At 70.6% G+C, this 21,500-nt stretch carries 25 protein-coding genes; 12 read left to right on the top strand and 13 right to left on the bottom strand.

The window, feature by feature from the left end:
* The first annotated feature begins 67 nt into the window (after positions 1-67).
* A complete protein-coding gene (locus tag AB0M51_RS24860) occupies positions 68-1,270 on the top strand; it encodes an MFS transporter (protein WP_363750585.1) in 1,203 nt (400 codons plus the stop codon).
* Entirely contained in the window at positions 1,236-1,970 is a 735-nt protein-coding gene (locus AB0M51_RS24855; protein WP_363750583.1) for an N-acetyltransferase, read from the top strand. Before AB0M51_RS24860 ends, AB0M51_RS24855 begins: the two co-directional genes overlap by 35 nt.
* On the opposite strand, the gene AB0M51_RS24850 is transcribed toward AB0M51_RS24855, so the two are convergent.
* The 5 genes from AB0M51_RS24850 to AB0M51_RS24830 all read right to left on the bottom strand — a co-directional run bounded on the left by AB0M51_RS24850 (position 1,967) and on the right by AB0M51_RS24830 (position 5,248).
* Positions 1,967-2,776, bottom strand: coding sequence for an ABC transporter permease (locus AB0M51_RS24850; RefSeq protein WP_363750581.1), 810 nt, complete (start codon positions 2,774-2,776; stop codon positions 1,967-1,969). The genes AB0M51_RS24855 and AB0M51_RS24850 overlap by 4 nt on opposite strands.
* Complete coding sequence (locus AB0M51_RS24845; protein WP_363750579.1) at positions 2,736-3,545, bottom strand: ATP-binding cassette domain-containing protein; 810 nt, start codon at positions 3,543-3,545, stop codon at positions 2,736-2,738. Before AB0M51_RS24845 ends, AB0M51_RS24850 begins: the two co-directional genes overlap by 41 nt.
* A complete protein-coding gene (locus tag AB0M51_RS24840; protein WP_344194880.1) occupies positions 3,542-4,000 on the bottom strand; it encodes a MarR family transcriptional regulator in 459 nt (152 codons plus the stop codon). Before AB0M51_RS24840 ends, AB0M51_RS24845 begins: the two co-directional genes overlap by 4 nt.
* Positions 4,001-4,099: 99 nt before the next feature.
* A complete protein-coding gene (locus tag AB0M51_RS24835) occupies positions 4,100-4,285 on the bottom strand; it encodes a DUF5703 family protein (RefSeq protein ID WP_130385444.1) in 186 nt (61 codons plus the stop codon).
* 21 nt (positions 4,286-4,306) lie between these two features.
* Positions 4,307-5,248: an aldo/keto reductase gene (locus AB0M51_RS24830; RefSeq protein WP_344194882.1), complete on the bottom strand. Its 942-nt coding sequence runs from the start codon at positions 5,246-5,248 to the stop codon at positions 4,307-4,309.
* Between the two features lie 51 nt (positions 5,249-5,299).
* Here AB0M51_RS24830 and AB0M51_RS24825 point away from each other — a divergent pair, with 51 nt between their 5' ends.
* The gene (locus tag AB0M51_RS24825; RefSeq protein ID WP_344194884.1) at positions 5,300-6,352 is read left to right on the top strand and encodes an LLM class F420-dependent oxidoreductase; all 1,053 of its coding nucleotides are present in this window, start codon (positions 5,300-5,302) and stop codon (positions 6,350-6,352) included.
* On the top strand, positions 6,352-7,179 hold the full coding sequence (locus AB0M51_RS24820) for an undecaprenyl-diphosphate phosphatase (protein ID WP_344194886.1): 828 nt from the start codon (positions 6,352-6,354) through the stop codon (positions 7,177-7,179). The genes AB0M51_RS24825 and AB0M51_RS24820 overlap by 1 nt, the downstream gene beginning before the upstream one ends.
* Here AB0M51_RS24820 and AB0M51_RS24815 read toward each other — a convergent pair.
* Genes AB0M51_RS24815 through AB0M51_RS24805 form a run of 3 tightly spaced genes read right to left on the bottom strand, consistent with a single transcriptional unit; the run spans position 7,166 to position 9,475 of the window.
* Positions 7,166-8,419: a vanadium-dependent haloperoxidase gene (locus AB0M51_RS24815; protein WP_363750575.1), complete on the bottom strand. Its 1,254-nt coding sequence runs from the start codon at positions 8,417-8,419 to the stop codon at positions 7,166-7,168. The genes AB0M51_RS24820 and AB0M51_RS24815 overlap by 14 nt on opposite strands.
* Positions 8,420-8,450: 31 nt before the next feature.
* Positions 8,451-8,897 (bottom strand): hypothetical protein, encoded by a 447-nt coding sequence (locus AB0M51_RS24810; protein WP_363750573.1) that lies wholly within the window; start codon positions 8,895-8,897, stop codon positions 8,451-8,453.
* Positions 8,898-8,926: 29 nt separating this feature from the next.
* Positions 8,927-9,475 carry a sigma-70 family RNA polymerase sigma factor gene (locus AB0M51_RS24805; RefSeq protein WP_363750571.1) on the bottom strand — a complete coding sequence of 183 codons (549 nt, stop codon included), beginning with the start codon at positions 9,473-9,475 and terminating at the stop codon, positions 8,927-8,929.
* 112 nt (positions 9,476-9,587) lie between these two features.
* Between AB0M51_RS24805 and AB0M51_RS24800 the strand changes: the two genes are divergently transcribed.
* Positions 9,588-9,986, top strand: coding sequence for a BlaI/MecI/CopY family transcriptional regulator (locus tag AB0M51_RS24800; RefSeq protein ID WP_363750569.1), 399 nt, complete (start codon positions 9,588-9,590; stop codon positions 9,984-9,986).
* Positions 9,983-10,978 carry a M56 family metallopeptidase gene (locus tag AB0M51_RS24795; RefSeq protein ID WP_344194896.1) on the top strand — a complete coding sequence of 332 codons (996 nt, stop codon included), beginning with the start codon at positions 9,983-9,985 and terminating at the stop codon, positions 10,976-10,978. The genes AB0M51_RS24800 and AB0M51_RS24795 overlap by 4 nt, the downstream gene beginning before the upstream one ends.
* 6 nt (positions 10,979-10,984) lie before the next feature.
* Here the strand turns inward: AB0M51_RS24795 and corA are convergent, their stop codons facing one another.
* Complete coding sequence (gene corA, locus AB0M51_RS24790; protein ID WP_363750567.1) at positions 10,985-11,956, bottom strand: magnesium/cobalt transporter CorA; 972 nt, start codon at positions 11,954-11,956, stop codon at positions 10,985-10,987.
* 59 nt (positions 11,957-12,015) lie between these two features.
* Between corA and AB0M51_RS24785 the strand changes: the two genes are divergently transcribed.
* Genes AB0M51_RS24785 through AB0M51_RS24775 form a run of 3 tightly spaced genes read left to right on the top strand, consistent with a single transcriptional unit; the run spans position 12,016 to position 14,096 of the window.
* Positions 12,016-12,711, top strand: coding sequence for a histidine phosphatase family protein (locus AB0M51_RS24785; RefSeq protein WP_344194900.1), 696 nt, complete (start codon positions 12,016-12,018; stop codon positions 12,709-12,711).
* Between the two features lie 12 nt (positions 12,712-12,723).
* Complete coding sequence (locus AB0M51_RS24780) at positions 12,724-13,305, top strand: DUF3090 family protein (protein ID WP_363750564.1); 582 nt, start codon at positions 12,724-12,726, stop codon at positions 13,303-13,305.
* Positions 13,302-14,096, top strand: a complete 795-nt coding sequence (locus AB0M51_RS24775) for an SCO1664 family protein (protein ID WP_344194904.1) — start codon at positions 13,302-13,304, stop codon at positions 14,094-14,096. Before AB0M51_RS24780 ends, AB0M51_RS24775 begins: the two co-directional genes overlap by 4 nt.
* 13 nt (positions 14,097-14,109) lie before the next feature.
* On the opposite strand, the gene AB0M51_RS24770 is transcribed toward AB0M51_RS24775, so the two are convergent.
* On the bottom strand, positions 14,110-14,802 hold the full coding sequence (locus AB0M51_RS24770; protein ID WP_344194906.1) for a DUF6882 domain-containing protein: 693 nt from the start codon (positions 14,800-14,802) through the stop codon (positions 14,110-14,112).
* Positions 14,803-14,904: 102 nt separating this feature from the next.
* Between AB0M51_RS24770 and mshC the strand changes: the two genes are divergently transcribed.
* On the top strand, positions 14,905-16,125 hold the full coding sequence (mshC, locus tag AB0M51_RS24765) for a cysteine--1-D-myo-inosityl 2-amino-2-deoxy-alpha-D-glucopyranoside ligase (protein ID WP_363750561.1): 1,221 nt from the start codon (positions 14,905-14,907) through the stop codon (positions 16,123-16,125).
* A 115-nt stretch (positions 16,126-16,240) separates the two neighbouring features.
* Here the strand turns inward: mshC and AB0M51_RS24760 are convergent, their stop codons facing one another.
* The 3 genes from AB0M51_RS24760 to AB0M51_RS24750 form a co-directional block, all read right to left on the bottom strand.
* Positions 16,241-17,134 carry a hypothetical protein gene (locus tag AB0M51_RS24760; RefSeq protein WP_363750559.1) on the bottom strand — a complete coding sequence of 298 codons (894 nt, stop codon included), beginning with the start codon at positions 17,132-17,134 and terminating at the stop codon, positions 16,241-16,243.
* A 10-nt stretch (positions 17,135-17,144) separates the two neighbouring features.
* Complete coding sequence (locus AB0M51_RS24755) at positions 17,145-17,921, bottom strand: L,D-transpeptidase (protein WP_363750557.1); 777 nt, start codon at positions 17,919-17,921, stop codon at positions 17,145-17,147.
* Positions 17,922-18,079: 158 nt separating this feature from the next.
* Positions 18,080-18,928 (bottom strand): PAC2 family protein, encoded by an 849-nt coding sequence (locus tag AB0M51_RS24750; RefSeq protein WP_363750555.1) that lies wholly within the window; start codon positions 18,926-18,928, stop codon positions 18,080-18,082.
* Positions 18,929-19,114: 186 nt separating this feature from the next.
* On the opposite strand from AB0M51_RS24750, the gene AB0M51_RS24745 reads away from it, so the two are divergent.
* Positions 19,115-19,768, top strand: a complete 654-nt coding sequence (locus tag AB0M51_RS24745; protein ID WP_363750553.1) for an HAD family phosphatase — start codon at positions 19,115-19,117, stop codon at positions 19,766-19,768.
* Positions 19,769-19,843: 75 nt separating this feature from the next.
* Positions 19,844-21,412 (top strand): ABC transporter substrate-binding protein, encoded by a 1,569-nt coding sequence (locus tag AB0M51_RS24740; RefSeq protein WP_363750551.1) that lies wholly within the window; start codon positions 19,844-19,846, stop codon positions 21,410-21,412.
* Positions 21,413-21,500: the final 88 nt, after the last annotated feature.

Raw genomic sequence — 21,500 nt, 5'->3', positions numbered from 1 at the left:
AGCCTATGGCAAGCACGCAAGCCCGGCCGGCTACCTGAGAACCGCCGGAACGCCAAGAATTCAAGGCATGCGGGCAAGACGTGAGGCGCTGGCACTGCTGGCGGGAAGCGGTACGGCGGACTTCGCGTTCCGGCTCGCGCAGGTCGCGTTGCCGTTGGTGATCCTCCGGGAGACGGGCTCGGTCGCCGCGACGGGACTGGTCGGCGGCGCAGCCGGCGTACCGGTGCTGCTGTCGCCGTGGTGGGCCCGCAAGGCGCGGCAGTGGATCGACTCCGGCCCGCGGCTGGCGGTGGTCGCGCTGGTGTCCGCGATCGCGCTGGCGTCCGTCCCGACGGCTGCCGCTCTCGGCGTGCTGTCACCGGCGCTGCTCGTGCTGAGCGGACTGCTGCTCGGCTGTGGCGATGCCTTGGCGCAACCGGGCCGAGCGGCGTTGCTCGCGGACACCGGCGACCGGTGGGGCGACGGCCGTGCGGTGATGTTGCTGACCTGGCAGGACGGCCTGCGCCGCGTCGGCATGCTGGTCGGCCCGTCCGTCGGAGCGCTCGCGGTCGGGTTCGGCTTCACGAACGAGTTGCTCTGGACGGAGGCTGCCGCCGTACTCGCCGCCGGCCTGCTGGCGTGCACGGTCCAACCCGAGCGGACCGTCGGCGTCGCAACCGAGCCGCCGTCGATCCGAGGCAGCCTGCAAGGGCGGCGCGACGTGTTGTACGGCTGGATCGTGCGGGGGACCGGCTGCGTCACGTGGTTCGCCTTCACCCTCGGGTTGTCGGTCCTCGGCGAGGAACGCGGCCGCCCCGGCGTCTACCTTGCGGCTGGGATGACGGGGTACGGCGTGGGCTCGCTCCTCGGTACGGCGATCTCGCTGCCCGTCGTACGGCGGACCAACCCGGTGCTGACCGCGGTCGCCGCGTGGGGCTGGTCCGGGCTGTGCTGGGTCGGGATGGGACTGTGGACCACGCCGCCCGTGGTCGCGTTGATGGGAGCGTTGTCCGGTGTGGCAGTGGTGATCGGGATCGCCGCGATCTCCGTCCTCATCACCCGGTCCTCGGCCGGCGCCGAGCGGAGAGCACTCCTCGCCGGGCAGAGCGTCGTCGTCAACGCAGGCAGTGCGGCGGGACTGCTGGCGGGCGGCCCGATCATCGGCGCGGTCGGCGCGGCCCCGTCTTTGGTCGGCGCCGGACTGGTCACGTCCGGGGTCGCCGTACTGATCCTGGTCAGGTGCCAGACTGCGGGACATGCTGGAGATCACCACGTTGGCCGAGCGGCCTGAGTACCTGGAGCGGATGTACGAGTTCGCGGACGTCTGGCCGAGGTTCATGCACAACGACCCGATCGGCAACGCGTTCATGGGCCAGGTCCCGGTGCACTTCCCGGACCAGTGCGTGGTCGCCACCGAGGACGGCGTATTGGTCGCACACGGCCGAAGCATCCCGTTCGTCTTCCCGGACGAGAACCGCACGGACCTCCCCTCCGGCGGCTGGGACCGCGTGCTGCACTGGGGCTTCCAGGATCTGCGCACCGGCCGTACGCCGAACGTCTCGAGCGCCCTGGAGATCCTCGTCCGCCCCAGTCACCTCGGCCGCGGCCTCTCCCACGAGATGCTCGCCGCGATGCGCGAGGCCGTGAAGGCGAAGGGCCACGCCGCCCTCTACGCGCCCGTCCGCCCGAACGGCAAGACCGACCCGCACCAACCGATGACGCAGTACGTCGAGCAACGCCGGCCCGACGGTCTGCCCGTCGACCCGTGGCTGCGCGTCCATGTCAAGGCCGGGGCAACCGTCCTCCAGGTAGCACCCCGCTCGATGGTGATCGCCGGCACGCTCGACGAGTGGCGTACCTGGACCGGCCTGCCGTTCGACCGGTCCGGCGATGTCGTCGTACCGAAGGCCCTCGTTCCGGTCCACGTCGACGTACCGCACAACCACGCCGTCTATGTGGAGCCGAACGTCTGGGTCCGGCACGACCTCTAACGTGCCAGCCGTCCCAGCAACGCGGAGGCGGCGCAGATGCCCGCGACGGCCGCGACGATCAACACGGTGAAGTCGAGCCAATACGTCGTCGGCTGGCCGATGAGCAACCCCCGCAACGCGCTGACCTCGTACGTCAACGGGTTGACGTGGGAGACCGCGCGCAGCCAGCCAGGCATCAACGAGACCGGGTACAGCGCGTTCGATGCGAAGAACAGCGGCATCGTGATCGCCTGTCCGATGCCCATCAGGCGGTCCCGACGGAGCACCAGGCCGGCGATCGTCATCGACAGACAGGAGAAGAACGCCGCGCCGAGCACCACCACGACCAGGACCGCGAGCAGTTTCAGCGGATTCCACGTCATGCTGACGCCGAGCAGGGCGGCGACGACGAGTACGACGATGGCCTGCGAGATCGTCCGTACGCCGGCCGCGAACGCCTTGCCCGCGACCAGTGCGGACCGCGGCGACGGTGTGACCAGGAGCTTGGTCAGGATGCCGGCGTCACGTTCCCAGATGATCTGGATGCCGTAGAAGATCGAGACGAACAGTGCCGACTGCGCGATGATCCCGGGCGCCAGGTAGTCGAGGTACGGGACGTTGCCGGTCGGGATCGCGCGGATCCGGCTGAACGTCTGGCCGAAGATCACCAGCCAGAGCACCGGCTGGATCGCCCGGGTGACCAGCTCGGTCCGGTCGTGCCGCAGCTTCTGCAGCTCGACCAGGCAGAACGTGCCGATCCGCGACAGATACCGGAGCGGACGCGACTCAGCCCATACGCTGGGCGGTGCGGCGGGTACCACGGACATCGCGCAGGCCTCCCTTCTCCTGGCCCTCCAGGCTCTCGCCGGTGTGATGCCGGAACACGTCCTCGAGGCTCGCGTCCGGTCCCAGTTCGGCCTTGAGCTCCGCCGGCGTACCGACGGCGCGCAGCCGCCCCAGGTGCATCAGGGCGACCCGGTCGCAGAGGATGTCGGCCTCTTCCATGTAGTGCGTGGTCAGCAGCACGGTCATCCCGTACCGCTCCTGCATCTCCTGCACCCGCGCCCACACCGAGTCCCGCGCGACCGGGTCCAGCCCGACCGTCGGCTCGTCGAGCACCAGCAGCGCGGGCCGGTTGACCAGCGCCTGCGCCAGCTCCAGCCGGCGCACCATGCCGCCGGAGTACGTCGCCGCGAGCCGGTCGGCCGCGTCCGTCAGGTCGACGATCTCCAGTACTTCGGCCACCCGCGCGGCCCGCTCCCGGCGTGGTACGTCGAAGAGCCGCGCGAACCAGGACACGTTCTCGCGGCCGGACAGCGCGCCCTCGATCGACAGCTGCTGCGGGACGTAGCCGAGCATCCGGCGAACCGGCATCGCGTCGGTGTGCACGTCGCGCCCGAAGATCCGGACGCTGCCGGTCTGCGGCGGGTACAGCGTGTTCAGCACGCGCAATGTCGTCGTCTTGCCCGCGCCGTTCGGGCCGAGCAGACCGAAGCACTCACCGGGGGAGACGGTCAGGTCGAGGCTGTCGACCGCGAGCTGATCCCCGAAACGGTGACTCAACCGGGCGACGTCGACCGCAGGTTCCGCACTCATACAGGCTCCTTCTGCTCCTCGGGATGCAGGCGGTCGGCCAGCACCGAGAGCACCGGCAACGCGGCCTGCAGCGCGTCCCGGCCGGCCGGGTCGAGGTCGTCGAGGGCCCGGGTGACCAGCGCCGTACGGCGGTCGCGCCAGGCCTCGACCTGTTCGCGCGCCGGGTCGGTCAGCGTCAGCCGGGCGATCCGGCGGTCGGCCGGGTCGGGGGTGCGTTGCAGGAGGCCGCGCTCGGTGAGCTGGCCGACGAGGGTCGAGACTGTGTTCGCCACCAGCCCGAGCTCGGCGGCCGCCTCCGCGACCGAGATGCCCGGGTTGCGCCGGACGGTGCGGATCAGCTCGGACTGCGAGTCCGACAGCGACGACATCGGGAACGGGCGGCCGACGGATCGGCGCAGGTGCCGGCGCACCAGCCCGAGCGCGGCCAGCAGTTCTTCGGCGAGGACCTCGGTCATGGCTCGAGAATACCTCTGTCGCAGAGATATTGCGCCGGCAGAACGGCCCGGAAATCCCGGGCCGTGTCAGATCCGTGTCATATCCGTGTCAGAGGGGCCTCAGAGGGTCCGCATCACCCGGATGATCCGGCGCCGCAACCACACCCGGCGGGAACCGTCCGGATAGCGACGCAGTCTGGCCAGCTCCCAGCCGCCGTACTCCGCGTGCTCGGTGAGCAGTTTGCGCACCGCGCCGCGGGACTCCGTCCTGGACACCTCGAACTGCTGCAGTTCGTACTCGGCCATCCACACCTCCACCTGCAGACTTCAGGAAACATCCTCCAGTGCCGCGACGATGGCGGGCGGCAATGTGAGCTCCTCCACACCCAGGACCGACTTCAATTGCAGCGCAGTCCGGGCCCCGACGATCGCCGCCGACACGCCGGGCCGGTCCCGCACCCAGGTGAGCGCCACCTCGAGCGGGGTCCAGCCGAGCCCGTCGGCGGCTCGCGCGACCGCTTCCACGATGCCCGATGACCGGGCGTCGAGGTAGGGGTCGACGAATCTGGACAGATGCTGGGACGCCGCGCGGGAGTCCGCCGGGATGCCGGTCCGGTACTTCCCGGTCAGCACCCCGCGGCCGAGCGGCGACCAGGCGAGGATGCCGATCCCGAGCCCGGCGGCGGCCCGGATCGCGTCCACCTCGGCGTCCCGGGCGAGCAGCGAGTACTCCACCTGGTTGGCGACCGGGACCGCGCGGCCCGGCCACGCCTGCTGCCAGGTGACCGCCCGCGCGGACTTCCAGCCGGCGTAGTTCGAGACGCCGACATACCGCACCTTGCCGGCGCTGACCGCGTGGTCGAGCGCCGAGAGCGTCTCCTCGAGCGGCACGTCGTCGGACCAGGTGTGCAGCTGCCAGAGGTCGATGTAGTCGGTGTTCAGCCGGCGCAGCGAGCCGTCCAGGTCGCGGAGCAGCGCGCCGCGCGAGGTGTCGGTGATCCGCTCGCCGCGCCGGACGCTGAACCCGGCCTTGGTCGCGATCACCACGTCGTCGCGGTCCACCACGTCGCCGAGCAGCGACCCGATCAGCTGCTCGCTGTCGCCGTCGCCGTACGCCGCCGCGGTGTCGATCAGCGTGCCGCCCGCGGACACGAAGGCGGCCAGCTGCTCGCGCGCCTCGTGCTCGTCGGTGTCGCGGCCCCACGACATGGTGCCCAGGCCGAGCCTGCTCACCGCGAGTCCACTGTGACCGAGATAGCGCTGCTGCATGACCCGAGCCTATTGCGGCCCACCGACAACCTCTCGCTAGGCTCGCCAGTCATGCGACTCGGACTCAACATCGGCTTCGTCTTCGGCGGCGACGACCATCTGGACCATTTGAGGCTGGTGAAGGAGGCCGAGGCACTCGGGTTCTCGGTCACCTGGGCGGCGGAGGCGTACGGCTCGGACGCCGCCACGCTGCTCAGCTGGATCGCCGCCCAGACCACGACGATCGACGTCGGCGCGGCCGTCTTCCAGATCCCGGCCCGGACGCCGGCGATGACCGCGATGACCGCGGCCACCCTGGACCGGCTCTCGAACGGCCGGTTCCGGCTCGGCCTCGGAGTGTCCGGACCCCAGGTCTCGGAAGGCTGGCACGGCGTCCGGTTCTCTCAGCCTCTGCTCAGGACCCGCGAGTACGTTGACATCGTGAACGCGGCCCTCCGGCGTGAGACGGTCGCGTACGAGGGGAAATACTTCACGCTGCCGCTGCCCGACGGTCCGGGCAAGGCGCTGAAACTGACCGTGCGGCCGATCCGTGACCATGTTCCGGTGTACCTTGCCGCGGTCGGCCCGAAGAACCTCGAGCTGGCGGGGGAGATCGCCGACGGCTGGCTCGGGATCCTGAACGACCCAGGCTTCCTTGGAGAGCAGTTGACGCACATCACGACGGGCCGGGCGGTTCGTCAGAAGGACCTCGACGGCTTCGACGTCGTCGTGACCACCCCGCTGATGACCGGGGACGACATCCAGGCCGCGGCGGACCCGGTCCGTGGGTACGCCGCGCTGTACATCGGCGGCATGGGCAGCCGGGAGAAGAACTTCTACAACGACCTCGCGGTCCGGATGGGCTACGCCGACGAGGCGAAGCAGATCCAGGACCTGTACCTGGACAAGAAGCACCGCGAGGCGATGGCCGCCGTACCGTTCGGGCTGCTGGACGGCATCTCGCTGCTCGGCGGCAAGGAGCGGATGGCCGAGAAGCTCACCGCGTACGCCGAGGCCGGGGCCACCACCGTCGCGCTGACGCCGTTCGCGTCGACTGTCGAGCAGCGGATCGCCGACCTGCGGGTCGCCGCCGAGGCACTCGAGCTCTCCGGGGTCGGCCACTGATGACGATCTGGGACTCCATCATCCTCGGCATCGTCGAGGGCCTGACCGAATTCCTGCCGGTCTCCAGCACCGGCCACCTGACGATCGTGTCGAAGATGCTCGGGCTGAAGATCGACGACCCGTCGATCACCGGGTTCACCGCGGTGATCCAGGTCGGCGCGATCATCGCGGTCGTCCTGTACTTCTGGAAGGACATCGTCCGGATCATCGGCGCCTGGGTCGGCGGCCTCGCGAAGCCGGAGCGGCGCGACGAGTTCGACTACCGGATGGGCTGGTACGTGATCGTCGGCTCGCTGCCGATCGGGATCGTCGGCTTCCTCGCCAAGGACCTGATCTCCGGGCCGCTGCGGAGCCTGTGGTGGGTGGCCGGCGCGCTGATCGTCTGGTCGGTCGTGATGGTCGCGGCGGAAAGGGTGAGCAGCAAGGAGCGGCCGCTGACCCGGATCACCTTCCTGGACTCGCTGGTGATGGGCCTGATCCAGTGCCTGGCGCTGATCCCCGGCGTGTCCCGGTCCGGCGCGACGATCTCGGCCGGCCTGTTCCGCGGCCTCGACCGGGTCGCGGCGACCAGGGTCTCGTTCCTGTTCGGCATCCCGGCGCTGGCCGGGGCCGGCGTCTACGAGTTGAAGGACGCCCTCAGCGGCACCGTCGGCGCGGTGCCGCTGCTCGTGGGCACTGTCGTCAGCTTCGTCGTCGCGTACGCCTCGATCGCCTGGCTGCTCCGCTTCGTCGCCAAGCACTCGATCGAGCTGTTCGCCTTCTACCGCGTGCTCCTCGGCATCGTCCTGCTGATCCTGCTGTCGACCAGCACGATCACCGCCACCTGAGGACGTACGACCCGACGCGGGTGCCGAGGACGAAACCTGCCCGATGGTCGACGCGGGTGTGGACGCCGGCGTAGATGCGGCTCAGCCCGGCCTCGACGGCGGCGTCGCGGAAGGACCGGAACGATCGAGTCACACCGGGCAGGGTCGGCGACGTGACGGTGAAGTCCACGTCGCCGTACAGCGTCGTCAGCACTTCGGCCGCGGCCGCGCTGAGGGCGCTGTGCGCTCCCGGGTACGACGGATCGGCGGGCGTCACGGCGAGCGGTGCCCAGGTCGGATCCGCCGTGGTCAGGCGGTTCCGATCGGTGTCGCCGAGGCGGATCGCGGTGATCGGCCGCCACAGCCGGTACGCGTACTTCGCGTCGTACAGCGCGATCGTCGAGTCGGCGAGGGCGAGGTCCAGCAGCGCGAGGGCACGGGCCGATGCCTCGGTGCCACTGTGCCGGGAGAGCAGCACCTGGTCGGCGATCTCGTTCCAGTAGTTCTGGATCGGCGCCGACCAGAAGTTGCCGATCGTGGTCTGCTCGGCCGTTCGGGTGCTGCTGTGGTCCCGGCCGAGGCTCTCCACCTCGTTCAGCGCGGTGGCGTACGCCCGGCTGGACAGGGCGGGTGGAGGAGTCGGCCGGAACTGGTCGGCGCTGCGCAGTACGAACGGCGTGACAGCGCCCCAGTGCGTGAAGACCGGTGCGGCGAAGCCGGGCGGTGTCGGCCGGAAGTCGCCCGGCTGTCCGGTGGTCCGGTACTCCGGCGGCGTCGCGGCGGAGCCGTCACCGGCACGGGCCGCCAGGATGCCCGCGGCCGCTCGCGTGCCCTCCCGGACACCCTCGTCCCGTGCGTGGTGGGACGGGATTCCGGCGAGATCGTCGGCGAGCTGCTTGTCGAGCCCGTTGGCGGAGGCGGGAAACATTGCGGCCAGTACGTCGTGTGCGGCCTGGGCGGCGGCCGCGCGCTGCTCGGACGTACGCCGTACTCCGATGACGTGGCTGGACGAGCTGACCGCGTCGTACACGGCCTTGCTCATGATCGCGAAGTCGCGGGTCGGCTGTACGGTCGCGGGCTGGGCGCCGGGTGCCCGTACGAGCGAGAGCAGGGTGCGGTTCCACTCCACGATCACGTTGGTCCCGGTAGTTGCCTTGGGCGCCGATGCGTGCGCGGTGAGGGCGGTCGCGCCGAGGGCGACCGCCGTCAGCGCCGCGGTCAGCGCCCGGCGGCGGGGCAGGACGGAGAGGTAGTTGGGCATGACGAAGCTCCTGTCGTTCGAGATAGCGCGGTCAGAGTTCGGCGTCTTCGGCAACGGCGGTCGCGGACGGCTCCGCCGCGGTGCGGCGCCGCCACAGCTGCCAGGTCACGATCGAGAGCACGAGCGTCTCGGTGGTGAGGGCGGCGATGCCGAGCGTGCAGTTCCAGTTGCCGACCTCGAGGCTGTCGGTCGGCAGACCGGTCGTGCGGCTCAGCAGGTACGCCGCGAGCGCCCCGGCGGCGAGGACGCCGACCGGACCCCAGACCCGAGGGCTGGGGACCGCGATCAGCGCGGCGGCGGCGATCACCGCGGCTGCGATGAGGGCGATGAACGCGTAGCCGACGAGCTTGTTCTCGGCGAGTTGGTCTCCGAGCTCGAGGATGTGGACGACGGCGACGGCTCCGAGCAGGACAGCTGCGGCGGCGCGGGCGAGACGTTCTGTCGTGCGGCGGCGGTAGGTCGTACCGGCGTTGGGCATGGTGGCTCCCGGGATGGCTGGGATGGTGGTCAGGCGGCGAGTGCGGATTCCAGTTGGCGGCGCAGCCGGCCGAGGGCGTAGTGCAGCCGGGAGCGGGCGGTCCCGGGCGGGACTCCGAGCTGCTCGGCGGCGACGTGCATCGGGCAACCGAGGAAGAACGTGGCGACGACGATCTGCCGATGCTGCGGCGACAGGTCGCGGAGTGCGTCGACGAGGACCCGCCGGTCCATCAACTGCTCGAAACCGCCGTCGGCGAACGGCTCCTGGGCGTAGCTGTCCGCGGCGAACTGCGGGCGCACACTGGCCGAGCGGGCCGCGTCGATGAGCAGCCGCCGGGCAACCTGGAAGAGCCAGTGCCGGACCGGGCGGTCGTCGTCGAGCAGCCGGGGCAGCTGTCGCCAGGCGCGCAGGAACGTCTCCTGCACGATGTCCTCGGCACGCCCGCGATCGCCGGTGAAACGCTCCGCGAAGCCGAGCAGGGCCTTCGCGTGGTCGGCGTACAGGAGTGCCAGTGCGTGGTCGGCGGCAGTGCCGTCCGTCGTGGGTGGCGGATCGTTCCGCCGTGGTTCGATCGGCATGGCTACTAACACGCTTAGTAGATCGGATCCGTTCAGTGCCCCGGCGGATTGAACGTTTCGCGGTCGCGGTGCGTGTTAGCCCGCAGGACGACTCTCGGAAGGAGTGTTGCTCGTGGCCGGATCCCGGCGGTTGCGTCCGTTCGGCGAGCTCGAAGCAGCGATCATGGAGCGGCTCTGGGAAGCCGGCGCGCAGCGGTCGGTCCGGGAGGTCGCGGACGCCCTGCAGACACGCCGGCCACTCGCGTACACGACCGTGATGACGGTGCTGGACAACTTGTTCCGCAAGGGCTGGGTGACCCGAGAACTCGACGGGCGGGCCTGGCGGTACGAGGCCGCGGTGAGTCGCCAGGAGTACGCCGCCGCGCTGATGAACGACGCGCTCGCGGGCACCAGCGACCGCGCCGGCGCGCTGGCGAAGTTCGTCGAGGAGATCGACGCCGAGGACGCCGACGTACTGTCGCGGGCCCTCGCCGACGCCCTGGCCCAGCGGCGCCGGGAGGCCGGACGGTGACTGTCGGCGCCGTGTTGCTGGCCTACGCGCTGGCCCTGGGCGTAGGGGGCGGATCGTTGTGCCGGCGAAGCGGATGGCTGGAACGCGCTCCGCGTCTCGGGGTCGCCCTGCTGCTGTCTGTGGCCTGGTCGGTCCCAGTGGCGCTGTTCCTTGCGGGGTTGACGATCGCGGTTCCGCACACAGCCTTGTCGAGTGGCGTCAGCGAACTGCTCGGAGCCTGCATCGTCCGCATCCGCTCGGCCTACAGCACGCCCGGCGGAACCGTGGTCGCGGTCGCCGGCCTGTGTCTGTCGGCCGTCATCGTCGTCAGGGTGAGCTGGGTGGCCGCTCAGGTCGTCCAGCTCCGCCGGACGGAACGTCGCACCCAGCAGACGCTGATCGCCGTCGCCGGACGGCGGACGCCGGCGTGGCCGGCCGTGATCGTGGACGAGGTGCGGCCGGCTGCCTACAGCCTGGCCGGCCCGCCGAGCACCGTGGTGTTGACCAGTGGTCTCCTCGCGGCGCTCACGCGGGCACAGGTCGCTGCCGTGATCGCTCACGAACGAGCCCACGTGCGGTGCAGGCATCACAGGCTGCTGGCGAGCGCGGCGGTGGTCGTGGGTACGCTCCCAGGCCTGCCGCTGATGGGCGAGCTGCGATCGGTGGTGCGGCGATTGATCGAGATGCAGGCCGACGACGTCGCCGCGCGTACGCACGCGCCGGAGACGATCGCGACCGCGCTGTTCACCGTCGCGACCGGACAACCGCCCGGCAGCGTGCCGATCACCCCGACGAGCGCCCTCGCTGCCGGGGACTCCGACGCGGTGGCGCGGGTCCGGCGGCTGCTGCTACCACCCGCGACGTTCAGCCGGCGGGTTCGCGGCGCGGTGCGGGCCGGTATCGCCGCGGCTGTGCTGGTCCCGGTACTGACCGCGTTCGCACCGGCCGCCGTCGCCGCGAACCAGCCACCGGTCGTCACCTCGCAGGCGGCAGCGCCGGCCCCGCCGGGCTGACGAAGCTCAGAGCCAGCCGACCTTGCGGAAGAAGCGGTACATCGTGACGCAGACGAGCGCCATCACGATCAGGATCGCGTAGTACCCGAAGTGCCACCGGAGCTCGGGCATGTTGTCGAAGTTCATCCCGTAGATGCCGGCCAGCATCGTCGGCACGGCGGCGATGGCGACCCAGGCAGAGATCTTCCGCATGTCGTCGTTCTGCTGCACCGAGACCCGCGCGAGGTGCGCGTTCAGCGCGGACGTCAGCAGGGTGTCGATCGCCTCGGCCTGGTCGGAGACCCGGCTGAGGTGGTCGGCCACGTCGCGGAAGAACGGGCTCGCCTTCGGGCCGAGACCGGCCACACCGTGGGCGAACTGTTCCATCGGTTCGCGCAGCGGGTCGATCGCGCGGCGCATCTCCAGCACCTCGCGCTTGAGCCGGTAGATCCGCTCCGCGTCGCTGGTCCGGTCGGGGGAGAACACCGACGCCTCGATCTCGTCGACGTCGATCTCGACCTGCCCCGCGACGGACTCGTAGTCGTCCACGATCGCGTCACAGATCGCCCACAGGACAGCGGCCGGTCCGTGGCCGAGCATCGAGGCGCGGGCCTCCAGCTGGTGCCGGGTGGTGGCGAGCTCGCCGCCTTCGCCGTGCCGGACGGTCACCACGTACCGCGGGCCGATGAACGCGGTGACCTGCCCGGTCTCGACCGCGTCGCCCTCGTCGACGTACCAGAGGGTCCGCAGTACGACGAGGATCGTGTCGCCGAACCGCTCCACCTTGGGGCGCTGGTGGATCTGCAGCGCGTCCTCGACGGCCAGGTCGTGCAGGTCGAACAGCCCCTGCACGCGCTGCATCTCGGAGTCCGACGGGTCGTGCAGGCCGATCCAGCCGAAGCTCTCGACGTCTTCGTCGAGGGCCTGGGCAACGGTCTCGGGGTCCTTGGGCAGCTGCTGACGCTCCCCGGCGGCGTACACCCCGCAGTCCACGATCACCCCACCATGATGACACCGGCATGCTTCACCGCTTGGTGAGACCCGCTAACGTGCAGTGCATGCCCACGGTGATCCTGGTCCGCCACGGCCGCAGTTCCGCGAACACTTCCGGCACGCTGGCCGGCCGCACGCCCGGCGTGAAACTCGACGAGACCGGCGCCCAGCAGGCCGCCGCGGTGGCCCAGCGGCTGGCCGAGCTGCCGCTGGCCGCGCTCGTCACGTCACCGCTCGAGCGCTGCAAGCAGACCGCGGCCGCGATCGCGAAGCACCACGACGGGTTGCGTCCGGCAACGGATCGGCGGCTGACCGAGTGCGGGTACGGCGACTGGACCGGGAAGAAGATCTCCGCGCTGGCCAAGGACCCGTTGTGGGCCGTCGTACAGCAGCACCCGTCGGCCGTCACGTTCCCCGGCGGGGAGTCGATGCGGGGGATGCAGCAACGCGCCGTCGACGCGGTCCGCGCGCACGACGCGGAGCTGGCGAAAAGCCATGGCGACAACGCGATCTGGGTCGCGGTCTCGCACGGCGACGTGATCAAGGCCATCGTCGCGGACGCGCTCGGTCAGCACCTGGACACGTTCCAGCGGATCGTGGTGGACACCGCCTCGACGACGATCATCACCTACACCGCGACCCGGCCGTTCCTGGTCCGGCTGAACGACTCCGGCAGCGAACTGGCCTCGCTGATCCCTAAGCCGTCAGCGAAAGCGAAGCCGAAGAAGCAGTCCTCGGACGCAGTAGTCGGCGGACGGTAATAGGGTCGGAGTATGGCGCGAGTTGTGCACTCCTACGACGACCCCGAGCGGTTCGTCGCCGGCACCGTGGGCGAGCCCGGTGCGAGGACCTTCTTCCTGCAGGCCAGGGCCGGGCACCGGCTGACCTCGGTGGCGTGTGAGAAGGAACAGGTGATGGCGCTCGCGGAGCGGCTCGACGTGATGCTGGACGAGGTCGCCCGCCGCTTCGACCGGGACCCGGTCCCGCAGACCGGCGCGGACGACAACGCCCCGCTCGAGCAGCCGATCGAGGAGGAGTTCCGGGCCGGCACCATGACGCTGGCCTGGGAGGCCGACGCCGAGCGGGTGGTGATCGAGGTGTTCGCGGTGGTGGCGGTCGACCCGGCCGAGCTCGAGGACGAGGAGTCCGACCCGGTCACCGCGGCGATGGAGTCAGACGACGCCGAGGTCTTCGTGGTCCGGATCACCGAGGAGCAGGCCCGGGCGTTCGCCCGCCGCGCGGTCGCCCTGGTCGCGTCGGGCCGCCCGAGCTGCCCGTTCTGCGGCCGGCCGATCGATGCGGACGGCCACATCTGCCCGCGCGCCAACGGCTACCGCAGGCACCTGCCGGAATGACGGTCGACCCGGAGCTGCTCGCCCTCGGTGAGCTCTCGCTGCACGGCCGCCTGGTGGCGGCCTCGAACGGTACGTACCAGGGCTCGGTGAGCCTGTCCGGCGCGACCGCGACCGTCGTCTACAAGCCGGTCGAGGGCGAGCGCCCGCTGTGGGACTTCCCGGACGGCACGCTCGCCCAGCGCGAGTTCGCGGCGTACGTCGTGTCCGAGGCGCTCGGGTGGCACGTCGTACCGCCGACTCTGCTGCGGGACGGACCGCTCGGCGTGGGCATGGTGCAGCTGTGGATCGACGAGGCCGAGCCGGGGCCGGGGGAGACCGAGCTGGTCGACATCGTCCCGCAGGGCCGGGTGCCGGCCGGGTGGGTCGGCGTACTGGACGCGCTCGACGGGCGGCACAACCCGGTGACGCTCGTGCACGCGGACAACGACGCGCTGCGGCGGATGGCCGTGTTCGATGCCGTGGTCAACAATGCCGACCGCAAGGGCGGCCACGTGCTGAACCCGGGGGACGGGCACGTGTACGGCGTGGACCACGGCGTGACGTTCAACGCCGACGACAAGCTCCGGACGGTCCTCTGGGGCTGGGCCGGCGACCCGATTCCGGACGAGCTGCTGGAGGACGTACGGCGGCTCTCGGGCGAGCTGGCCGGTGCCCTCGGGCAGCAGTTGTCGGAGCTGATCACCACGGTCGAGCTGACCGCGACCCGGGAGCGCTGCGCGACGCTGCTGAAGACCGGAACCTTCCCTTACCCCAGCGACGAGTGGCCCGCGATTCCCTGGCCCGCCTTCTAGGGCCGCACCGAGACTAGGGCTGCACCGAGACGTTGCCGATCCGGCCGTGGTCGTCGAAGTCGACGGTGATCGTGCTGCCGGTGGGCGACGTACCGCGGAGCAGGTTCGGGCCCTCGTCGGACGTCAGGCCGAAGTGCTGGAAGTAGCCGCGGACGACCTGGCGGTGGTCGCCGGGGAACACGCTCACCGCGGTCATCAGCAGCCGCGGAGTGGCGATCGCGTCGAAGCCCGCCCGCGGCAGTTGCTCGTCGGCGACGTGCAGGTACACGTGCCCGCGGCCCTCGTTGATCGCGGTCGACCAGACGCCGCGGCCGCCGAGGACCGTACCGGCCGTGATCGCGAGCATGATCGCGGCCTGCGCCGGCTGCGCGAAGTCGCCGAGCTCCAGGCTCTCGGTGGTGAACTCGGCGATCGCGTGCCGCTCGCCGAACTCCCGGATCGCGCTGGTCGGCGCGACCGCGGGCGCGTCCGGACCGAAGCCCGGGTTCGCCCAGCCCCACAGCCAGGTGCGGTCGAGCTCGGAGAAGCTGCCGAGCAGCGTGATGCCGCTCAGTACGCCGCGGTCGCTGCTGAGGGTGCGCTCGTTCAGGTCGGCCTGCAGGGAGTCCGGCCCGACGACGTCGTTGAACAGGTCCTGCTGCTGGATCGCGGCGGCGGCGGTCCAGCCGCCGTACGCGCGAAACTCGGCACTGAAGTCGGCAGTCATCGCCCGTGAGGCTATCCGGCGCGGGGGTGCAGGCCACGATCCGGACCACGGATTGGAACCGTGTCGCGTCATTGAAAATCGGACTGGCATAAGCTCCGACACATGCAGGCGTGGACGAAACCAGACATCCCGGTCGTACCCGGGCCGGCCCGGCGGCTACGCCTCTACGACACCGCCTCGGGCGGGCTGGTCGAGGTGGAGGCCGCCGACGGAAAGACGGCCCGGATGTACGTGTGCGGCATCACGCCGTACGACGCGACGCACATGGGGCACGCGGCGACGTACGTCACGTTCGACCTGATCAACCGGCTGTGGCGGGACGCCGGGTACGACGTGGTGTACACGCAGAACATCACCGACGTCGACGACCCGCTGCTGGAGCGCGCGACCGCGACCGGGGTCGAGTGGACCGACCTCGCGGCGCAGGAGATCCAGCTGTTCCGCGACGACATGACCGCGCTGCGGGTGATCCCGCCGCAGCACTACATCGGCGTGGTCGAGTCGATCGACCTGGTCTCGGACGCGGTCGAGGACCTGCGGCGGGCGGGCGCGGTGTACTCGGTCGACGGCGACCTGTACTTCGCGGTGAAGACGGACCCGGCGTTCGGCGGGGTGTCGGGGTACGACCGCGAGACGATGACGGCGCTGTTCGCGGAGCGTGGCGGGGATCCGGAGCGGGAAGGGAAACAGGACCCGCTGGACAGCCTGCTCTGGCGGCACGAGCGGCCGGGGGAGCCGGCCTGGGACTCGGCGCTCGGGCGCGGGCGGCCGGGCTGGCATGTCGAGTGTTCGGCGATCGCGCTGAAGTACCTCGGGATGTCGTTCGACGTGCAGGGCGGCGGCTCGGACCTGATCTTCCCGCATCACGAGATGTCGGCGAGCGGTGCCCAGGTGGCGACGGGGGAGCATCCGTTCGCGCGGGCGTACGTGCACCAGGCGATGGTCGGGCTGGACGGCGAGAAGATGTCCAAGTCCAAGGGCAACCTGGTGCTCGTCTCGAAGGAGCGGCAGTCCGGGGCGGACCCGATGGCGATCCGGCTCGCGCTGCTCACCCATCACTACCGCACCGACTGGTTCTGGATGCCGTCCGACCTGCCGGCGGCGGAAGCTCGCCTCGCCCGGTGGCGCGAAGCCGTCAAGCGCCCGTCGGGTCCGGACGGCGCGGCCGTCGTGGACGCCGTACGCGCGGCCCTCAGCAACGACCTCGACGCCGCCTCCGCGCTGGCCGCCGTCGACGCGTGGGCAGCCGGCGAAGGCGAGGACGCTGAAGCGCCCGCTCTGGTCGCCCAGGCCTGTGACGCCTTGCTGGGCGTGAAGATCTAGCCCGGGGGTGGTGGCCGGGCCCGCGCGCCGGGGGCGTTGAACAGGTTATTGCCGGTGCTCAGGCACCAGTTCCTGTTCAAGGCCCCGGCGCAGGGGCAGCAGGCGGTGCGCGGGGTTAGCCGGTGACCGCTTGGTGGGTCTTCACCGGGGTGGGGACCGGGGCTGCCGGTGGGGTGTTCACCTGGGGCGGGGCCGGGTGGTCCACCGGGGGCTTGGGGGTGGGCTTGGGCTTGGCGGCCGGCTTGGCACAGGTGGCGGAGGCCAGGTTGATGGTCTCGGCGCCGGCCAGGTTGATGCTCAGGCCGGTGACCGTGAACGCACCGTCCGCGTGCTTCGCCTGGCTGTTGACCTTGATCGAGGCCAGCGGGTTCGACGGCAGGCTCGCGCCCTGCTTCGTGGTCGGCACCTTGACCGTCTGGCCGAGCAGCGTCAGCGAGCCGACGTCGATGCCGCCGGTGTCGCCGGAGCACCACACGTTCAGCGAGTCGATCGCGAGCAGCGACTTCGGCGGTGTGAGCAGCAGGTTGCACAGGTCCGGCAGGTTCTTCACCGGCAGGTCCTTCGTGCTCAGCGCCGGCAGACCGGGCAGCCCGAGGTCCGGCAGCGCGAGGTCGGGCAGCGGCAGGTCGGAGGCGCCGGTCTTCGGCAGGCTCGCGCACTGCTGCTTCAGCTCCGGCGGGATCTTCACCTGGCTCAGGATGTCCGGCCCGATCACGATGTCGAACAGCTCCACCGACGCGGAGTCGTTGCCCGCGGTCGCCGTCCCGGCCCGGACCGAGATCAGCGGGTTCTTCGGCAGTTCGAGCGCGGACGTCGTCTGCCGCTTGCCGTCCAGCGACTCGGCGTACGGCGTCTTCGCGATCGGCACCTGCCCCTCGGCGCTCACGGCGTACGCCGAGGACGGCCGGGCCGCGGCGTTGCCGACCGGGGCGCTCGCGACCAGGCTGAACGTCACGACGCCCGCCACGGCCGCAGCCGTCAGCGCCGTCGGAGCCAACTGTCGTCGCATCGGATTCTCCTTATTTGCTGTCGATCAGGACGAGCGTCCCGAGCGGAACCTTCTGCAGGTCGGCGAGTGCGGCCTTCGGCACCCGGACGCAGCCCGCGCTGATCGCCGCACCGAACACGTGCGGATTCGGCCAGCCGTGGATCGCGACGGTACCAGGTCCGCCACCGAACGTGTCCAAGGTGGGACTGTGCGCACCCAACGGGAGCACGATCGGCGACGCCGAGCGTTTGTGGTCGATGATCGAGCCGAGCAGGAACGTCCGGCCGGGCGGCGTCGGCGTCTTCTTCGCGCCGACCCCGGCCTTCCAGGTTCCGAGGCTCTTGTTGTCCAGGAACAGCTCCAGCGACCGCGAGCTGGTGTGCACGCGGATCAGGTACGACGAACTGGCCCGGTCGAGGTCCGTGTCCTGGAGCCAGCCGGTGGACCGGTTCGGCTTGGACGGCAGCAGCACCCGGACCCAGCCGTCGGTCTGGTCCACCACCGGCAGCCAGGTCGGCCCGAACTGGGTGGGCCCGATCTTCCCGAAGGCATCGTCCGCATCGGGCGACGCGAACAACGCGGCCTCGTGGCGGGGGTGCACGACGACACCGCCGGTCCCGGCGTACGGCGAGGTGTCGAGCGGCGCGGTGGGGATCGTGGTCGCGGTCGTCGACGCGGTCAGCGTGCTGAGGTCGACCGTCTTCGCGCTGCTCGCCTTGTTGCCGAAGATCCCGATCGCGGCGACCACGCCGAGCAGGACGAGCACAGCCAGCGCAGGGACCGAGCTACCTCCCCGCTCGTTGCGCATCCTGTTGCTCCCAGTGATCCCGGTGACGGCACGCCGTCACCCCCCAGCTGACCGGTCGAATATAAACCCACTGGTAACAACGCGCCACACCCCGAGCTGGTTACGTTTCTCGGGCGGCAAGGCCGCCCGAGCGGGGGAGGCGGGGTGGGTAGGGCTGCTTACTCTCCCGGGTGGTTCTTGTTCCGCCGCTTCAGGTAGCGCTCGAACTCGGCCGCGATCGCGTCGCCGGTGGCCTCCGGCAGGTCGGCGGTGTCGCGCTGCTCCTCGAGCGACTGCACGTACTCCGCGACCTCCGGGTCCTCCTCGCTGAGCTCGTCGGCGCCGCGCTGCCAGGCCCGCGCCAGCTCGGGCAGCTCGCCCTCGGGGACGGTCAGGTCGAGCAGCTCCTCGACCTTGCCGAGCAGCGCCAGCGACGCCTTCGGGCACGGCGTACCGGCGATGTAGTGCGGGATCGCGGACCAGATCGACACCGACGGAACGCCGAGCGTGGTGCACAGGTCGGCGAAGACGCCGGTGATCCCGGTCGGCCCCTCGTACGTCGACGGCTCCAGGCTCCAGGCCGCCGACAGCTCCTCGTCCGACGAGGTCGCCGAGACCGGGATCGGCCGGGTGTGCGGGGCGTCCGCGAGCAGCGCGCCGAGCACGACGACGACCTGCGCGTTCGACTCGTCGACCAGCTCCAGCAGCTCCCGGGAGAACGCCCGCCAGCGCATGTTCGGCTCGACGCCGCGGATCAGCAGCACGTCCCGGCCGGTGTCGTCCGGGCGGGCCAGGTAGATCCGGGTGGTCGGCCAGGTCAGCTGCCGGACGCCGTCGTCGTCGATCGACACCCGCGGCCGGTTCACCTGGTAGTCGTAGTAGTCCTCGGGGTCGATGGCCGTGACGAGCTCCGCGTCCCACTCGTCGATCAAGTGGTCGACCGCTCCGGTGGCCGCCTCGGCCGCGTCGTTCCAGCCCTCGAACGCGGCGATCACGACCGGGTCCCTCAGGTTCGCGAGGTCAACCACTCGCAGGCCCCCTGTCGTCTCTGTAGCCACACCGGCCCTGTCTCGTCAGCAGCCGGAATCCGGACTGCCAGCCTACGTGCTGAGACGGGGTCATGTGCCCGGTTTCACCCCAGGCGGAACGTGTCGCGACCGACCAGGGAGAATGGAGCGGACGTGATCTCGGGAGACGACGTAGAGGAGCGGTAGTTGCCGGCCCTGCAAGCGGTGTTGTGGGACATGGACGGGACGTTGGTCGACTCCGAGAAGGTCTGGGCGGAGGTGCAGCTGGCGCTGCTCGCGGACCTCGGCGCGACCTGGACGCTCGACGACTGCATGACGTTGATCGGCAGCGACCTACGGGACGCCGTCAAGGTCTGGATGGCACGGATCCCGGACGGCGTGATCAGCGGCGACGAACTCGCGGACCGGATGTTCTCCGAGGTGGTCGAGGCGCTCCGCCGCGAGGTCAGCTTCCAGCCCGGGGCGCTCGAGCTGCTGCAGGCGCTGCGCAAGGAGGACGTCCCGTGCGGGCTGGTGTCGGCGTCGTACCGGACGATGATCGACGCGGTGCTCGGGCACCTGCCGCCGGATCCGTTCGACGTGATCGTGGCCGGCGACGAGGTGACGCTCGGCAAGCCGAACCCGGAGCCGTACCTGACCGCGGCCGAGCGGCTCGGTGTGGACCCGGCGTACTGCGTGGTGATCGAGGACTCGATGACCGGCACCCAGGCCGGTACGGCGGCCGGCATGTACGTCGTCGCCGTACCGCAGTGGATCAGCATCCCCGACGCACCGCGGCGGCTCGTGGTGAAGTCGCTGGAGCCGCTCACACCCGAGTCCTTGCGCGCGCTGCTCCGTTGACGAGCTACCGTCACTTGGTGCCCTCGGGGGCGTTGATTACGCAGTTGGGGTAACGGGCTGGGGAAAGGTGAGACGGTGAGCGAGTGGGTGCGCCGGGTGTCGGCGGCCGTGACGGTCGGTGCGCTGGGGATCTGCCTGGCGGCCTGCGGCGAACCGGACGACAACGCCCCGCACCCTGGGGAGCAGACGCCGAAGCAGATGCTGCTGCGGCTCGCGACCACCGACTCGGTCACGTCGCTGGACCCGGCCGGCCCGTACGACGAGGCGTCGCGCACCGTCCAGGCGAACCTCTACCAGACGCTGCTGACGATCCTCCCGGACAAGCCGACGCCGGTGCCGGACGCGGCGGACTGCCAGTTCGACTCGCCGACGACGTACACCTGCAGCCTGAAGGAGAAGCTCACCTTCCCGAACGGGCACCAGCTGACCTCGTCGGATGTGAAGTTCAGCTTCGACCGGCTGGTGAGGCTGCGGGCGCCCGGGGGACTGGCACCGCTGTTCGCGTCGGTGAAGTCGGTGAGTACGCCGGACCCGCTGACGGCGGTGTTCAACCTGACGAACCCGGACGCCCGGCTGCCGTACCTGCTGACCACCACCGCGGCGTCGATCGTCGACGAACAGACGTACCCGGCGGACTCGCTGCTCGAGGGCAAGGCGATCGGCAGCGGTCCGTACCAGCTCGCCGGGTTCAAGCCGGACGAGGTCACGCTGGCCAAGTTCGCGAACTACCACGGTCCGCGCGCGGCGCAGAACGACGGCGTCACGATCTCCACGGTCGCGAACGCGCAGGACCTGTACCGGCAGATCTCGACCGGGAAGGCCGACCTCGCGTTCCACGGGCTCGGCCCGGCGCTGCTCGACAAGCTCCGGACGGCGAGCGGCGTGCAGGTCGTCGACACGGGCGGCGCGGAGATCCGGCTGTACGCGTTCCAGATGAAGTCGCTGCTGTCCCGCAACGCGGCGATCCGGCGCGCCGTCGCCCAGGTCGTCGACCGGTCCGCGATCGCGAAGACGGCGTACGCCGACCACGTGTCGCCGCTGTACTCCGTCGTACCGCCGGGCTTCGGCGGACAGGTGGACGCCTTCCGCGCCGAGTTCAAGCAGCCGAGCAGGACGGCGGCCGCGGCGATCCTCAAGAACGCGAACATCGCCGTACCGGTGCCGCTCACCGTCGGCTGGACGCCGTCGCAGTACGGCGTGGGCGCGAAGGCGGAGGTACTGGAGCTGAAACGGCAGCTGGAGGCATCCGGGCTGTTCCGGGTGACGCTGCGGAGCGCGGAGTGGCCGCAGTACCAGGTGGCGACGGCGGCCGGGGCGTACGACCTGTTCATGACCGGCTGGACGCCGGCCTACCCGGACGCCGACGACTACCTGCGGCCGTTCGTCGCGACCGACGGCGCCTTCGCCTCGAACGGGTACCGGTCGGCGGCGGCCACGAAGCTGCTGCAGCAGCAACGCGGCGAGCAGAACGGCCTGCAGCGCGACGAGCTGATCGGCCAGCTACAGGGAGTGATCGCCCGGGACGCGCCGGTGATCCCGATCTGGCAGGGACACGTCACCGCGGTGGCCGGCAAAGACCTCGAAGGCGTGAAAACCGCTCTCGATCCGCTGGCGTTCCTGTATTTGTCCGGATTACGGCACTGACACAAAAATGCCATGGCAGTAACGGTTCGCGAGGCTCCCGCGACCGTCGGTGCGACAGCGTGGTTTACTGCGGAATGTCCACGATACG

It is taken from the genome of Kribbella sp. NPDC051137, assembly GCF_040682535.1.
In the GTDB taxonomy this organism is placed as follows: Bacteria; Actinomycetota; Actinomycetes; order Propionibacteriales; family Kribbellaceae; genus Kribbella; species Kribbella karoonensis.
The sequence above is the reverse complement of the archived record's forward strand: the minus strand, read 5'-3'. Positions and strand labels throughout refer to the sequence as shown.

What these genes read in the sequence shown, in the direction of transcription:
- AB0M51_RS24860 (WP_363750585.1), top strand. Translation starts at nt 68, where the DNA reads ATGCGGGCAAGACGTGAGGCGCTGGCACTGCTGGCGGGAAGCGGTACG.
- AB0M51_RS24855 (WP_363750583.1), top strand. Translation starts at nt 1,236, where the DNA reads ATGCTGGAGATCACCACGTTGGCCGAGCGGCCTGAGTACCTGGAGCGG.
- AB0M51_RS24850 (WP_363750581.1), bottom strand. Translation starts at nt 2,776, where the DNA reads ATGTCCGTGGTACCCGCCGCACCGCCCAGCGTATGGGCTGAGTCGCGT.
- AB0M51_RS24845 (WP_363750579.1), bottom strand. Translation starts at nt 3,545, where the DNA reads ATGAGTGCGGAACCTGCGGTCGACGTCGCCCGGTTGAGTCACCGTTTC.
- AB0M51_RS24840 (WP_344194880.1), bottom strand. Translation starts at nt 4,000, where the DNA reads ATGACCGAGGTCCTCGCCGAAGAACTGCTGGCCGCGCTCGGGCTGGTG.
- AB0M51_RS24835 (WP_130385444.1), bottom strand. Translation starts at nt 4,285, where the DNA reads ATGGCCGAGTACGAACTGCAGCAGTTCGAGGTGTCCAGGACGGAGTCC.
- AB0M51_RS24830 (WP_344194882.1), bottom strand. Translation starts at nt 5,248, where the DNA reads ATGCAGCAGCGCTATCTCGGTCACAGTGGACTCGCGGTGAGCAGGCTC.
- AB0M51_RS24825 (WP_344194884.1), top strand. Translation starts at nt 5,300, where the DNA reads ATGCGACTCGGACTCAACATCGGCTTCGTCTTCGGCGGCGACGACCAT.
- AB0M51_RS24820 (WP_344194886.1), top strand. Translation starts at nt 6,352, where the DNA reads ATGACGATCTGGGACTCCATCATCCTCGGCATCGTCGAGGGCCTGACC.
- AB0M51_RS24815 (WP_363750575.1), bottom strand. Translation starts at nt 8,419, where the DNA reads ATGCCCAACTACCTCTCCGTCCTGCCCCGCCGCCGGGCGCTGACCGCG.
- AB0M51_RS24810 (WP_363750573.1), bottom strand. Translation starts at nt 8,897, where the DNA reads ATGCCCAACGCCGGTACGACCTACCGCCGCCGCACGACAGAACGTCTC.
- AB0M51_RS24805 (WP_363750571.1), bottom strand. Translation starts at nt 9,475, where the DNA reads ATGCCGATCGAACCACGGCGGAACGATCCGCCACCCACGACGGACGGC.
- AB0M51_RS24785 (WP_344194900.1), top strand. Translation starts at nt 12,016, where the DNA reads ATGCCCACGGTGATCCTGGTCCGCCACGGCCGCAGTTCCGCGAACACT.
- AB0M51_RS24780 (WP_363750564.1), top strand. Translation starts at nt 12,724, where the DNA reads ATGGCGCGAGTTGTGCACTCCTACGACGACCCCGAGCGGTTCGTCGCC.
- AB0M51_RS24775 (WP_344194904.1), top strand. Translation starts at nt 13,302, where the DNA reads ATGACGGTCGACCCGGAGCTGCTCGCCCTCGGTGAGCTCTCGCTGCAC.
- AB0M51_RS24770 (WP_344194906.1), bottom strand. Translation starts at nt 14,802, where the DNA reads ATGACTGCCGACTTCAGTGCCGAGTTTCGCGCGTACGGCGGCTGGACC.
- mshC (WP_363750561.1), top strand. Translation starts at nt 14,905, where the DNA reads ATGCAGGCGTGGACGAAACCAGACATCCCGGTCGTACCCGGGCCGGCC.
- AB0M51_RS24760 (WP_363750559.1), bottom strand. Translation starts at nt 17,134, where the DNA reads ATGCGACGACAGTTGGCTCCGACGGCGCTGACGGCTGCGGCCGTGGCG.
- AB0M51_RS24755 (WP_363750557.1), bottom strand. Translation starts at nt 17,921, where the DNA reads ATGCGCAACGAGCGGGGAGGTAGCTCGGTCCCTGCGCTGGCTGTGCTC.